This is a genomic window from Massilia forsythiae (assembly GCF_012849555.1).
Taxonomy (GTDB): Bacteria; Pseudomonadota; Gammaproteobacteria; order Burkholderiales; family Burkholderiaceae_D; genus Telluria; species Telluria forsythiae.
Map to the genome: position 1 here is coordinate 1,144,103 of NZ_CP051685.1, position 12,933 is coordinate 1,157,035.

A 12,933-nucleotide genomic window follows, 5' to 3' on the forward strand; every position below is an offset into this window, starting at 1 on the left:
GAGTATAGGACCGCAGGGCGCAATGCACGATTCGATTGCGAACACGGCCGACGGCGCAAAAAAAACGCCAGCCCGGCAGGCTGGCGTTCCGCCAGATGGGGTACAAACGCGCGTGCAGGGCGCGCGCGCAGGACAGCGCTTACCAGAACACGACGCGCTCTTCCGGCTTCAGGTACATCTTATCGCCCGGCTTGACGCCGAAGGCGTCGTAGTAGCCCGGGTGGTTGCGCAGGCTGCCGTTGACGCGGAACTCGGACGGCGAGTGCGGGTCCGACTTCACCTGCGAGATCAGCGCGGCGTCGCGCGCCTTGCCGCGCCGCGCCTGGGCCAGGCCCATGAAGATGCGCTGCTCGGCGGTATAGCCGTCGATGACCGGCGCCGGCTTGCCTTTCAGCGAAATTTTATAGGCGCGGCTGGCCATGATGGCGCCGGCGTTGTCGGCGATGTTCTCGCCCAGCGTCAGCTCGCCGTTCAGGTTGTAGCCCTGCACCGGGCTGTAGCCACCGTACTGCGCCACCAGCACCTTGCCCTTGGCCGCGAACTTCTCGCCATCCTCCTTGGTCCACCAGTTGCGCAAATTGCCGTCGCCGTCGTACTGCGCGCCCTGGTCGTCGAAGGCGTGGCTGATCTCGTGGCCGATCGAGATGCCGACCGCACCGTAGTTGATTGCCGGCTCGGCGTCCGGGTCGTACAGCGGCGCCTGCAGGCGCGCGGCCGGGAACACGACTTCGTTCATCTCCGGGCTGTAGTAGGCGTTCACGGTCTGCGGCGTCATGTGCCATTCGCTGCGGTCGACCGGCTTGCCGAGTTTATTCACGCTGTAGCCGTGCGCGAATTCGCGCGCGCGCATGGCGTTGCCGACCAGGTCGTCGCGCTTGATCGCCAGCGCGCCGTAGTCGCGCCACTTGTCCGGATAGCCGACCTTCACCGCGATCTTGGCCAGCTTGGCCTGCGCCTGCTTCTTGGTGGCCTCGCTCATCCAGTCGAGCGTGTCGATGCGCTCCTTGTAGGCCAGCAGGAAGTTGTCGACCATCTCGCGCACCTGCGCCTTGCGCTCGGCCGGGAAGTAATTCTGCACGTAGACCTTGCCGACCACTTCGCCCAGGTCGCGGTTGATCTGGGCGATCGCCAGTTTTTCCACCGGACGATTCACCTTGGCGCCGGACAGCACCGTGCCGCGGAACGCGAAACTCTCGTCGACGAAGGGCTGCGACAGGTAGGGGCCGTAGCTGCTCAGCAGGCGGAAGTTGAAGTACGACTTCCAGGTGTCGACCGGGGTCGCGGCGACGATCCTGTCGAGCGCCTGCAGATACGAAGGCTGGCTGACGTTGACCGCGTCCACCTTGCCGGCCACGCCCTGCTCCTTCAGCCAGGCATCCCAGTCGAAGCCCGGCATCAGCGCCTTCAGCTGCGCGATCGTCACCTTGTTGTAGGTCTTGACCGGATCGCGGTTCTGCACCGCGCTCCACTGCGCCTGGGCGATTTGCGTTTCCAGCGCCACGATGCGCGCGGCCTGGCCGGCGGCGTCCGGCTGGCCGGCCAGCGCCAGCATCTTTTCCACGTGGGCCTGGTACTTGGCGCGCGTGTCCATCAGCTTGGCGTCGTTCGCCTGGATGTAGAAATCGCGGTTCGGCATGCCCAGGCCCGATTGCGAGATTTCGACCAGGTAGCGGGTCGACTGCTTGCTGTCCTGCGACACCGACATGCCGATCGGACTGCCGGCGCCGATGCGGCTGAAATGCGCGGCCAGCACCGCCAGCGCCCGCTTGTCCTTCAGGGCCGCCACGCGCGCCAGTTCCGCTTGAAGGGGCGCGACGCCGAGCGCGTCGCGGCGCTGCCGGTCGACGAAGCTGGCGTAGTAATCGCCCATCTTCTGGGCGTCGGAACCGGCCCTGGCGTTCCTGTCCTGCGCCGCGCCTTCGATCAGCGTGCGGATCTGGCCTTCGACGTTTTCCTGGGCGATGTTGAATGCCCCCCAGCTGGAACGGTCGGCCGGGATGTCGACGTCGTGCAGCCATTTACCCTGCGAGTAGCGGAAGAAATCGTCCTGCGGACGCACGGCGCCGTCGATGGCGCCCTTGTCGACGCCGGAGACCGCGGCGGCCGATACCGCGGCGGTCGATACCGCGGTGGAGGCGGCTGCGGGCGTATCGGCGGCATGGATGGGGCCGCTGGCCAGGCCGGCGAACAGGGCGGCAATGGCGGCGCCGCACAGGGATCGTTTCATGGGATGTCTCCGTGGTGTCGAATCGAGGGCTGGATGCTAATTTAAAGTGTGCCCACTGCCAAGGCTTGATTGCCCGGCCGGCCATGACCGCTGTTGCGGCGCCGATAACCGGGCGGCATGGCATTCGAAGGGCGGGGACGGCGCGATGCTATCATCGCGCCTTTTGAAAGTCTTTCCATGAGCACCCTGCCCGCCTGTCCCGCCTGCACATCCGACCTGACCTACGAAGACGGCGCCGGGCTGTACGTCTGCCCGGAATGCGGTCATGAATGGCCGGTCCAGGCCGACACCGCGGGCGAAGCCGCCAAGGTCTGGCGCGACGCCTCCGGCAACCTGCTGCAGGACGGCGACACGGTCACCGTCATCAAGGACCTGAAACTCAAGGGCGGCGGCGGCACCGTCAAGCAGGGCACCAAGGTCAAGAACATCCGCCTGGTCGAGGGCGACCACGACATCGATTGCAAGATCGACGGCTTCGGCGCCATGAGCCTGAAATCGGAATTCGTGCGCAAGGCTTGATCCCGGCACGGCCTGCGCGGGCGCTGGATTTCCGGACGCCCGCCCTCACCTGGGCGGCATGAATGCACCCTTTGCCGCCCTGCTGTGCGCGGCGTCCCTGTCCCTGCCGGCCTGCGCGCATGCCGATCCGCCCGCCGACCCGCTTGCCGGCCTGGTCAACGCCTACCGCGCCGCGCCGCACGATTGCGGCGGCGCCACGGCGGCGCTGGCGCCGCTGGCACCCGTCCCCGCCCTGTCGGCCGTGCAGATCGGCCCCGGCACCTTCCTCGAACCGGCCCTGAAACGCCTGGGTTTCGCCGCCGAGCGCGCGGAATCGCTCTCGGTGACCGGGCCGCCAGACGCGCAGGCGGCCTTCGAGGTCCTGCGCCGGAAATACTGCCGCCAGCTGTTGAGCGAGGAATTCGATGCCGTCGGCAGCGCGCGCAGCGGCAACGCCTGGCAAGTGGTGCTGGCCCGCGCGCTGGTGATTCCGGACCTGCCCGGCTGGGAAGACGCCGGGCGCGAGGTGCTGGCCCTGACCAACCGCGCCCGCGCCACGGCGCGCCGCTGCGGCGAGCAGGCCTTCGCCGCGGCGCCGCCGCTGGCCTGGAACGAGCGGCTGGGCCGGGCCGCGCTGGGGCACAGCGCCAACCTGGCGCAGGGACGCTACTTCAGCCACCAGGAAAAGGATGGCAGCCTGCCGGCCGACCGCGTCGCCCGCAGCGGCTACGCCTGGCGCCTGGTCGGCGAGAACATCGCGTCCGGCAACCGCACGCCGCAGGACGCGGTGGCGGCCTGGCTCGACAGTCCCGGACATTGCGCCAACCTGATGAACCCGCGCTTTACCGAACTGGGCGCCGCCTACGCCATCGATCCGCTCAACGAGCACCGGACGCCATACTGGACGCAAGTGTTCGCGCAGCCGCGCTAGCCGTCTCGACGCATTGGTTTTGCCTATCGGCCTCATCGACAAATATAAATAGCGCGCTATTCAATTGCGCGCTATAGTTCTATCCATGGATGCAGCCCAAGCCGGTGCAGCCGACAACCAACCTCCGAATCAATGAACGAAAGGGACATGCCATGACCACCAAGCTCGACAAAGTTGCCTACACCGCCAAAGCACACAGCACCGGCGGCCGTGACGGCCGTGCCACCAGCGACGACGGCCTGCTGGACGTTCCCCTGTCGGCACCGAAGGAAATGGGCGGCAAGGGCGGCGCCACCAACCCGGAACAGCTGTTCGCCGCCGGCTACTCGGCCTGCTTCATCGGCGCCATCAAGTTCGTCGGTTCGCAGAAGAAGATCGCCGTGCCGGCCGACACCACGGTCGACGCCAGCGTCGCCATCGGCCCGATCCCGAACGGTTTCGGCCTGGCCGTGGACCTGGCGGTGACCCTGCCGGGCCTGGACCGCGCCGTGGCGCAGGAACTGGTCGACGCCGCCCACGTCGTGTGCCCGTACTCGAACGCCACCCGCGGCAACATCGACGTCAACATCACCCTGAACTGATGCACGCGCCGGCCCCGATGGCCGGCCGCTGAAGCAACCGGTTAACGCAAAAGGCGCCGTCCGATGGGAACGGCGCCTTTTGTCGTTGACGCCTGTAGGCGAAGAACATCCGCCTGCGGATCACGCCGCCTGCGAGAACGGCACCTGCGCCACGGCCCGCTTGAGGGCGTCGAAGCAGTGCGGATCGAGCGCCGTGCCGACCGTCTTGCCCATCATGTCCAGCGCCTGCGGGATCGGAATGGCGCCGCGGTACGGCCGCTCGGCGGTGATGGCGTCGAAAATGTCGGCGGCGGTGATGATGCGCGTCTCGATGCGGATCTCGTCCGCCGACAGGCCGCGCGGATAGCCTGTGCCGTCCAGGCGCTCGTGGTGGGCGCCGGTGATCCTGGCCAGTTCCTTGAACGCGGTGATGCGGCCCAGGATGGTCTCGGTGAAATAGGCGTGTTCCTTCACCGCCGCCCATTCGTCGCGGTCCAGGCTGCCCGCCTTGTCCAGCACGCTGTTGCTCACGCCCAGCTTGCCGACGTCGTGCAGCAGCGCGCCGCGCTTGAGCCAGCGGCGCCGCTGCGCCGACAAGCCGAGCGACTCGGCGATCATGTCGGTGTACAGCGCCACCCGCGCGCTGTGCCCGCTGGTGTACGGGCTCTTGGCGTCCACCACCTGGCCGAACGCAGCGGCGATGTCGTCCAGGTAATCGTCGTCCAGCACATGCTGCAGGGTGTGGGTGGCGGTCTGCAGGCCGGTCACGGCCTGCTCGATGCCGTCGCTCGCCAGGGTTTCCCAAAAGACTTCCGACTGCGCCACCTGCTCGAAGGCTTGCGCCAGGCGCGGATCGAACCAGCTGCCGGCACGCTCGCGCACCTGCTTGATTGCGGCCTCGCGTCCGCCCTCGGCGTGGAACACGTCGACCACCTGCGCCATCAGGGCGATGCGCGAATGGACCGGGATTCGTTCGCCCTTCAGGCGATGCGGCCGCCCCTTGCCGTCGAAGTGCTCGTCCAGGCTGTAGATGCCGGCCGCCACCGCTTCCGGAAAGCGCAGCAGGCGCGCGATCTCGGCACCGCGGTCGCAGCGCGTGGCGACGAACTCCACCTGCAGGCGGCGTCCGTCGCGCAGCATCGCCAGCACGCCGCGGACCCGTTCGGCCAGGTTCGACTTCAGCCCGGTATGCCTGAGCACGAAGGAAAACGCCTGGGGAATGCTGTCGTTGTTCAACATCCAGTCGCGCTTGAAGGCGCGGTCGTCGGTCATGTACAACTCGCAGATGCGCGCCGCATTGCTGCTGCAGCCCAGGTCTTTCAGCAGCAAGGTGTAGTAAAGCTCCCACAACTGCTCGTCCGGCAAGCCGGCCGTGCGCCCGATGTGCACGCCGATCCAGCAGCAGCGCAGGCAATGCCCGGGCGGCTGGCCCTCGGTGATATCGAGGGCGTAGCTGAGAGATGCCATCAGTTCCGACAACTTCAGGGATCCGGGCGGCACGATGGTCAATTCCATTCCAATGATTTTTCTGTCTAAAAAGCAAAATTAAATGATTTAAAGAAATAGAGTACAGGTTTAGCGGTGGCGCACGCTATAAATTATTCCTATCTCATCCATAAAAAGAGATAGTTTGCCCAAATGAAACCGATTGGCTACGATAGTCATATAGATAAACACTATCGAAATAAGAATTTCGATAGCACTCAATCCAACTGCCTGAAGAGAACCGCCATGACCAAGCTGACCACCGCCTCCGGCATTCCCGTCGCCGACAACCAGAATTCGATCACCGCCGGTCCACGCGGCCCGGTGCTGCTGCAGGACTTCCACCTGATCGAGAAGCTGCAGCACTTCAACCGCGAGCGCATTCCCGAGCGCGTGGTGCACGCCAAGGGTTCCGGGGCCTACGGCACCTTCACCGTCACCCACGACATGAGCCGCTATACCAGCGCCAAACTGTTCGACGCGATCGGCAAGACCACCGACACCTTCCTGCGCTTTTCGACCGTGGGCGGAGAGAAAGGCTCGGCCGACACCGAACGCGACCCGCGCGGTTTCGCCTTGCGCTTCTACACCGAGGAAGGCAACTGGGACCTGGTAGGCAACAACACCCCGACCTTCTTCCTCAAGGACGGCATCAAGTTCCCCGACTTCATCCACACCCAGAAACGCGATCCGCGCACCAATTTGAAATCGGCGCAGATGATGTGGGACTTCTGGAGCCGTGCCCCGGAAAGCCTGCACCAGGTGACGATTTTATTTTCCGACCGCGGCACCCCGGACGGCTACCGCCACATGGACGGCTTCGGCAGCCACACCTACAGCCTGGTCAATGCCGACGGCCGGCGCGTCTGGGTGAAATGGCACTTCAAGACCCTGCAGGGCATCAGGAACCTGCCGGCCGCCGAAGCCGTGCGCCTGGCCGGCACCGATCCGGACTACGCCCAGCGCGATTTGTTCGGCGCCATCGCGGCCGGCGACTACCCGCGCTGGAGCGTCGAGATGCAGGTGATGGACGACGAACAGCGCGCCGCCTTCGAGGCGCGCACCGGCTGGGATGCGTTCGACCTGACCAAGGTGTGGCCGCAGGGCGAGTTCCCGCGCATCAAGGTCGGCATCCTGGAACTGGACCGCAACCCGGACAACTACCACGCCGACGTCGAGCAGGCCGCGCTGTCGCCGGCCAACATCGTGCCCGGCATGGGCTACAGCCCGGACAAGATGCTGCAGGCGCGCCTGTTCGCCTACCACGACGCCCAGCTGTACCGGGTCGGCACCAACCACCAGCACCTGCCGGTGAACCGCCCGCGCTGCCCGTTCCACAACCAGCAGCGCGACGGCGCGATGGCCATCTTCAACGGCGGCGCGGCCGGCAACTACGATCCCGTCAATGCGGGCGGGCCGGCCGCCGGCGGCTTCGGCCACGGCGACGCCGGCTGGCAGCTGGAAGGCACGGCCGGCCGCTACGACACCCGCGCCACTGACGACCATTTCACCCAGGCCGGCAACCTGTTCCGCCTGCTGGACGAGCAGGCCAGGCACAACCTGATCGAGAACATCGCCTGCGCGCTGGGCCAGGCCGACGCGGCGATCCAGGACCGCCAGATCGGGCATTTCCTGAAAGCCGATCCGGCCTATGGTCAGGGAGTGGCGGCGGCGATCGAGCGCTTGCGCAAGCAGGGCTGACGCCCGCGGCAGCGCCGCCTGGACCGGCAAGGGCCGCACAGTCCGACTGTGCGGCCCTTTTCACATCCACTCATCGGAAATTCTCACGAAAATCACATAAGTCATTATTTTCATTGCGGTTTCTGGGCTACACGGCTGAGTTGGCTGGTAGTACTGTCTATACAAAAATAACAATTTTCATCATGACCACGACCAGCACGCGGCGAGAGACCGCACTTCTCATCCAGGCCGGCAGCATGTCCGGCGGCGGCGCCGACACGGCGGCCGATACCACCGCGCCATCGATCGTTGCCACACCCAGGGATGGCCAGGCTGCCGCTGGCATCACGGCGCAAGCGGCAACCCGGGCTGCGCATCCGGCGCCCGGGAATGCCGCTCGCCGCCAAGGCCGGCCGCATGCCGCTCCAGCCACGGCACCACCAGATCGGCCAGGCGCTGCGGCGCCTCGATCGGGATCATGTGGCCGCTGTCCTCGATCACGGCCAGTTCGGCGCCCGCGATGTGTTCCTGCATCTCGCGCGACTCTTCCAGGCTGCGCAGGCCGTCCTGGGCGGCCGCCACCACCAGGGTCGGGCAGCGGATGCCGCCCAGGCAGTCGATGTCGCCCGGCCGTTCCAGCACCGACTGGCGCCGGAACACCTCGCCGCCCAGGCGCATCCCCATCGCCCGCACGCGCTCGATCATGGTCTCGTCGTCGCGCCGTTGCGGATGCAGCGAAGATGCCACCGCGGTGCGGCTCAGGCCGCTGAACGCGATCGACGGCGCGGCGTGGCCGATCGCGCCTTTGCGGCGCTGCAGCGCCGCGCTGTCGGGCCGGGTCGAGGTGGCGATCAGCACCATTGCCTCGACCCGCTTGCCGTGCTGCGGCGCCTGGCGCGCGATCTCGCGCGCGACGTAGCCGCCCATCGAAAAACCGACCAGGACGAAGGATGGCGGCGCAGCGGCCAGCGCGCGCCGCGCCATGGCCGCGACCGAGGTGTCGTGGCGCAAGTCGGCGTGCAGCACCGGGCCGAAGCGTTCGAGGCGCGGCAGCACCTCGTCCCACAGGGTTTCATCGGCCATGAAGCCGGGTACGAGCAGAATCGACATCCGGCCATCCTAGCAGAAGCACGGCCGCATCGCCGCGCCGCCCCATGCGCCATGGCGCATGCCGGCGGCATGGCGATTGTCGTAATTCGTCCTTTCTCCCGCGGCGTCTGCGTTTCCTCAGACCTTGTGCGACTTGGAACATTTTTAATGGAGGCTTGTTTACAGGAAACGAATCCCTTCATCGCACAGGAGCCGAAGTGAGCCAACAACACCCCTCCAGCGTCCGCCGCCAGCTATGGTGGGCCTTTGCCGTCGTGATCGTGCTCTCCTTTTTGTCCACCACCATCGCCGTCTGGCGCCTGCAGGCGCTGGCCGACGACATGCAGGCGCTTACCCAGCGCCCGCTGGTCAAGGAAAGGCTGATCTCCGGCTGGATGCTGAACATCTCGGTCGCCGCCAAGCGCACCGCGCTGGTCGCGCGCAGCGCCGACGGCGAACTGGCCAGGCTGTATGCCGACGAGGCGCGCGAGTCGAGCGCACGCACCAACGGCGTCCAGAAGCAGGTGGGCGACCTGCTCGACAGCGACGAGGAAAAGGCCGTGTTCCAGGAAATCGCGACCTTGCGCCAGCACTATACGGAAGCGCGCGACCGGGTGATGGCGCTCAAAACGGATGGCAAAAGCGATGAAGCCAAGAGCGTATTCGAGAATACGTTCGTCGCTGCAATGAATGCCTATGTCGCCAAGGTCAAAGAATTGCTGACGATCCAGCAAAAGGCCATCGATGCCCGCAGCGTGGCCGTCCTCGACAGTGCCGCGCGCAGCACGGCGGCGCTGGTGGCGCTGTGCCTGGCAACGCTGGTGTTCAGCATGGCGGCCGGGGCCCTGTTCGGGCGCAGCCTGTTCCGGCGCCTGGGCGGCGAGCCGGCGGCGGCGGCGGCGGTCGCGGCCGAGATCGCGCGCGGCAACCTGCGGGTCGAGGTGCCGCTCGGCGCCGGCACGCGCGCGCACGGCAGCTACGCAGACGGCGCCAGCCTGATGGCCGCGCTGGAACACATGCGCGCCAGCCTGGCGGACATCGTCGGCCAGGTGCGCCACGGCGCCACCGCCATCGGCACCGGCATCGGCGCCATGGCCGGCGAAGCGCAAGACCTGTCGCGCCGTACCGAGAGCCAGGCCGCTGCGCTGGAAGAAACCGCCTCCTCGATGGAGCAGCTGACCCAGGCCATCAACAACAGCGCGTCCAGCGCCGAGCAGGCCAACCGGCTGGCCGCCGCGGCCTCGCTGGTGGCGCAGCAGGGCGGCGCCATGGTCGGCCAGCTGGTCGACACCATGGGCGCGATCAACGAATCGTCCACGCGCATCGTCGACATCATCGCCGTGATCGACGGCATCGCCTTCCAGACCAACATCCTGGCGCTGAACGCGGCGGTGGAAGCGGCGCGCGCCGGCGAACAGGGGCGCGGCTTCGCGGTGGTGGCGTCGGAGGTGCGCGCGCTGGCGCAGCGCTCGGCCTCGGCGGCGCGCGAAATCAAGGGCCTGATCGATGCTTCCACCCAGCGCATCGCCGGCGGTTCGGCACTGGCCGGCCAGGCCGGCGAAACCATGCACGGCATCGTCGAGAGCATCGACCGGGTCAGCGGCATCATGAGCGAGATCCTGGCATCCAGCCGCGAACAGGCCAGCGGCATCGGCCAGATCAACCAGGCGATCGGCCAGATGGACGGCATGACCCAGCAGAACGCGGCGCTGGTCGAGGCCTCGGCCGGCGCCACCCGCTCGATGCAGCAGCAGGCGGCCCAGCTGTCGCAACTGGTGGCGCTGTTCCAGGTGGACGGCGCGACGCGGCCGGCGGCGCGCGCCGCCTCCCGGCCTGCGCCGGCGCGGGCGGCGGCAAGCGCCTCGTCCACGCCGGATGCGCCTGCCGCGGCGCCGCGCGCGCTGCCTTCGGCCCGGCCCACGGCGCGCGACGGCGCCAAGGCCGGCGCTGCCGCTGCCGTGGATGCTGCTGCGGCCAAGCCCGCGGCCAAGTCTGCATCCAGGCCGGCATCCAGGTCCGGCACTGCGTCCGGCACTGCGTCCGGCACTCCATCCGGTACCGCGTCCGTCCGCGCGCCTGCCGGCGCGCGCGCGGCGGCGCCCTCCTCTTCCCGCGGCGGCGCCGCGGCGCGCCAGGCCGGTGCCGCTGCCGCGTCCCCTCGCCCCGCTGCTGCCGGCGCGGCCGACGACTGGGAAGAATTCTGAGCGCCTGTTCCGCCTCCTCCGTGGCGGCGCCGCGCCACCTTTCGACGCCATCGCCGCCCTGCGGGATGGCGTTTTTTTTGGCCGTTGCGCAGAACGATTTTGTGGTGCAACATGATTTCATGACCCACTTGCCAAACCAGCCATGAACCTGCCTGCACACCAACTCACGATGACGGTCCTGATGACGCCGGACACCGCCAATTTTTCCGGCAACGTCCATGGCGGCAACATCCTGAAACTGCTCGATCAGGTCGCCTACGCCTGCGCCAGCCGCTACGCCGGCACCTACGTCGTCACCATGAGCGTGGACCAGGTCACGTTCCGCCAGCCGATCCACGTCGGCGAACTGGTCACCTTCCTGGCATCCGTGAACTATACCGGCCGCACCTCGATGGAAATCGGCATCAAGGTGCTGGCGGAAAACATCCGCACCCAGGAAGTCCGCCATGTGAACAGTTGCTTCTTCACGATGGTCGCGGTCGGCGACGACAAGCAGCCGGTCGCGGTGCCGCCGCTGCGCCCGTTCACGCCCGAGGAACAGCGCCGCCACCAGGAAGCCAAGGGACGCAAGGAAGCACGCATGGCGCTCGACCGCCAGCATGCCGAGCGCAACCAGGCCCGCAGCTGACGCCAAATGTAACGATTACCAACTGCCTGGCATAACCAGGCTTTATTACAATACGCCCTCAACGGTAATTTCCATCAGGCACTCACTGTTGCCTGTCATCCGAGCCTTCCTTCAAGTTTTGTCCATTTTGATGCAAACCCATGTCACGTTTGTCGATGGGTTTGTCAGCGTTCTCATGCATAACGCATGTGGATTTTCAGTTCTTTCCCTACTGCGAAATTCAAAGCTTTCATCAAATAAAGTGTGATTACCGGTTACATTCCGTGATCCCTTTGCTCATACCACATTCACACAATGTTAAAAAGGATGCACGTTTTCAGTGCAAAAAATGCATCGAAAATACGTTTTCGTCGAGAAATCTTACAATTTGATGACAAATTTTTCTATTTTTTACGCTTATTTGTGAGAAATCAGGAAGTTATCTAGGTTGGCATGCTATGTGCAATGGCTAACACATTGGCTGCCTGACTGGACACTAAGCCGTCCACTCCGCCGCGCCAACCAACAGGGGCGCAACGATCTTGTTCTCCCCGCCTTTCAAAACTTTGGAGCGCACTATCAATGATTAAAAAAGCGTTGGCCGCAATGGCACTTGCAGGAATGGCGATGTCCGCACAAGCCGGTGTCGTGATCAATGAAGGTTTTGAAAATGTCGCGGCCCTGGCGTCGCAAGGCTGGAGCTTCACCAATGCCAGTGCACCGGGCGGCACCACCAGCGGCTGGTTCCAGGGTTCCGACGGCCCGTTCACCGCACAGTCCGGCAGCAATTACTCGTACGCGCAGGCCAATTTCAACAACACCACCTCCGGCGGCAGCATCGACAGCTGGCTGATCACCCCGGAATTCAACGCCACCTATGGCGTCGACATCTCCTTCTACCTGCGTGCCGGCGGGGAAGGTTATACGGATACGGTTTCGTACGGCTTCACCGGCACCAATACCGCCCTGACGACGATCACGCCGGTACCGGACAGCGCCTGGACCCTGTACACCGTTCACCTGGACGCCTACCAGGCCGGCACCACCCGTTTCGCCTTCCGCTACACCGGCACCTACGATACCGCCAACGCCGTCGCCCTGGACAGCCTGACCGTCGACGTGCCGGAACCGGCCAGCATCGCACTGATGGCCGGCGGCCTGCTCGGCCTGGGCGCCCTGCGCCGCCGCTCGCGCGCTTGAACACCATCGTCACGATTTCGGAGAACCCCATGTCGAACCTGAATTCCTTCCAGCGCCTGCTGGCCGCCGGCGCCGCCGGCCTGGCCTTGTGCGCCGCCGCCCTGCCCGCCGCCGCCCAGCAGGCGCAGCAGGAAGCCGTGCAATCGGTCGATGCCGTCACGGTCACCCGCGACCCCAGCACCGGCAAGCTGCGCCCCGCCACCGCCGAAGAGCAGACCGCAATGCAAGCCACGCGGGTACGCCAGTTGCGCGCCGCCACCCAGACGGTGCAGCAGAAATTCCACTCCAGCGGCGCGCGCGGCGCCCGCCTCACCGACGAGTTCATGACTTCATCGACCGCAGTGCGCAATGCCGACGGCACGATCGACATGGTATGCAACGACAGCCATGGCGGCACCGAGCACGCCGCCCACGTCCATGCCACCGCCGCCAACACCCCTGTCACGGAGTAA

General features: G+C 66.1%; 11 protein-coding genes. 8 read left to right on the forward strand and 3 right to left on the reverse strand.

Annotated elements, in window-relative coordinates; translation table 11 throughout:
- Positions 1 to 139: 139 nt before the first annotated feature.
- A complete protein-coding gene (locus HH212_RS04975; protein ID WP_169434348.1) occupies positions 140 to 2,227 on the reverse strand; it encodes a M13 family metallopeptidase in 2,088 nt (695 codons plus the stop codon).
- Positions 2,228 to 2,404: 177 nt separating this feature from the next.
- Between HH212_RS04975 and HH212_RS04980 the strand changes: the two genes are divergently transcribed.
- From HH212_RS04980 to HH212_RS04990, 3 genes are all read left to right on the forward strand, one after another.
- A complete protein-coding gene (locus tag HH212_RS04980) occupies positions 2,405 to 2,746 on the forward strand; it encodes a zinc ribbon domain-containing protein YjdM (RefSeq protein WP_169434349.1) in 342 nt (113 codons plus the stop codon).
- A 58-nt stretch (positions 2,747 to 2,804) separates the two neighbouring features.
- The gene (locus tag HH212_RS04985) at positions 2,805 to 3,656 is read left to right on the forward strand and encodes a CAP domain-containing protein (protein ID WP_169434350.1); all 852 of its coding nucleotides are present in this window, start codon (positions 2,805 to 2,807) and stop codon (positions 3,654 to 3,656) included.
- 152 nt (positions 3,657 to 3,808) lie between these two features.
- Entirely contained in the window at positions 3,809 to 4,237 is a 429-nt protein-coding gene (locus HH212_RS04990; RefSeq protein WP_169434351.1) for an organic hydroperoxide resistance protein, read from the forward strand.
- 120 nt (positions 4,238 to 4,357) lie between these two features.
- Here HH212_RS04990 and HH212_RS04995 read toward each other — a convergent pair whose 3' ends face one another.
- Positions 4,358 to 5,731, reverse strand: a complete 1,374-nt coding sequence (locus tag HH212_RS04995; protein WP_169434352.1) for an HD-GYP domain-containing protein — start codon at positions 5,729 to 5,731, stop codon at positions 4,358 to 4,360.
- Positions 5,732 to 5,947: 216 nt separating this feature from the next.
- On the opposite strand from HH212_RS04995, the gene HH212_RS05000 reads away from it, so the two are divergent.
- Positions 5,948 to 7,402 (forward strand): catalase, encoded by a 1,455-nt coding sequence (locus HH212_RS05000; protein WP_169434353.1) that lies wholly within the window; start codon positions 5,948 to 5,950, stop codon positions 7,400 to 7,402.
- Between the two features lie 324 nt (positions 7,403 to 7,726).
- Here HH212_RS05000 and HH212_RS05005 read toward each other — a convergent pair whose 3' ends face one another.
- On the reverse strand, positions 7,727 to 8,491 hold the full coding sequence (locus HH212_RS05005) for an alpha/beta fold hydrolase (RefSeq protein WP_169434354.1): 765 nt from the start codon (positions 8,489 to 8,491) through the stop codon (positions 7,727 to 7,729).
- Positions 8,492 to 8,688: 197 nt separating this feature from the next.
- Here HH212_RS05005 and HH212_RS27670 point away from each other — a divergent pair, with 197 nt between their 5' ends.
- The 4 genes from HH212_RS27670 to HH212_RS05025 all read left to right on the forward strand — a co-directional run bounded on the left by HH212_RS27670 (position 8,689) and on the right by HH212_RS05025 (position 12,933).
- A complete protein-coding gene (locus HH212_RS27670) occupies positions 8,689 to 10,674 on the forward strand; it encodes a methyl-accepting chemotaxis protein (RefSeq protein ID WP_308633247.1) in 1,986 nt (661 codons plus the stop codon).
- A 142-nt stretch (positions 10,675 to 10,816) separates the two neighbouring features.
- Complete coding sequence (locus tag HH212_RS05015) at positions 10,817 to 11,302, forward strand: acyl-CoA thioesterase (RefSeq protein ID WP_169434356.1); 486 nt, start codon at positions 10,817 to 10,819, stop codon at positions 11,300 to 11,302.
- A 606-nt stretch (positions 11,303 to 11,908) separates the two neighbouring features.
- Positions 11,909 to 12,481 carry a choice-of-anchor J family PEP-CTERM protein gene (locus HH212_RS05020; RefSeq protein WP_169434357.1) on the forward strand — a complete coding sequence of 191 codons (573 nt, stop codon included), beginning with the start codon at positions 11,909 to 11,911 and terminating at the stop codon, positions 12,479 to 12,481.
- Positions 12,482 to 12,510: 29 nt separating this feature from the next.
- Positions 12,511 to 12,933 carry a post-PEP-CTERM-1 domain-containing protein gene (locus HH212_RS05025; protein ID WP_169434358.1) on the forward strand — a complete coding sequence of 141 codons (423 nt, stop codon included), beginning with the start codon at positions 12,511 to 12,513 and terminating at the stop codon, positions 12,931 to 12,933.

Bases quoted from the DNA above. Each gene is read 5' to 3' on its own strand.
- HH212_RS04975 (WP_169434348.1), bottom strand. From the start codon at position 2,227: ATGAAACGATCCCTGTGCGGCGCCGCCATTGCCGCCCTGTTCGCCGGC.
- HH212_RS04980 (WP_169434349.1), top strand. From the start codon at position 2,405: ATGAGCACCCTGCCCGCCTGTCCCGCCTGCACATCCGACCTGACCTAC.
- HH212_RS04985 (WP_169434350.1), top strand. From the start codon at position 2,805: ATGAATGCACCCTTTGCCGCCCTGCTGTGCGCGGCGTCCCTGTCCCTG.
- HH212_RS04990 (WP_169434351.1), top strand. From the start codon at position 3,809: ATGACCACCAAGCTCGACAAAGTTGCCTACACCGCCAAAGCACACAGC.
- HH212_RS04995 (WP_169434352.1), bottom strand. From the start codon at position 5,731: ATGGAATTGACCATCGTGCCGCCCGGATCCCTGAAGTTGTCGGAACTG.
- HH212_RS05000 (WP_169434353.1), top strand. From the start codon at position 5,948: ATGACCAAGCTGACCACCGCCTCCGGCATTCCCGTCGCCGACAACCAG.
- HH212_RS05005 (WP_169434354.1), bottom strand. From the start codon at position 8,491: ATGTCGATTCTGCTCGTACCCGGCTTCATGGCCGATGAAACCCTGTGG.
- HH212_RS05015 (WP_169434356.1), top strand. From the start codon at position 10,817: ATGAACCTGCCTGCACACCAACTCACGATGACGGTCCTGATGACGCCG.
- HH212_RS05020 (WP_169434357.1), top strand. From the start codon at position 11,909: ATGTCCGCACAAGCCGGTGTCGTGATCAATGAAGGTTTTGAAAATGTC.
- HH212_RS05025 (WP_169434358.1), top strand. From the start codon at position 12,511: ATGTCGAACCTGAATTCCTTCCAGCGCCTGCTGGCCGCCGGCGCCGCC.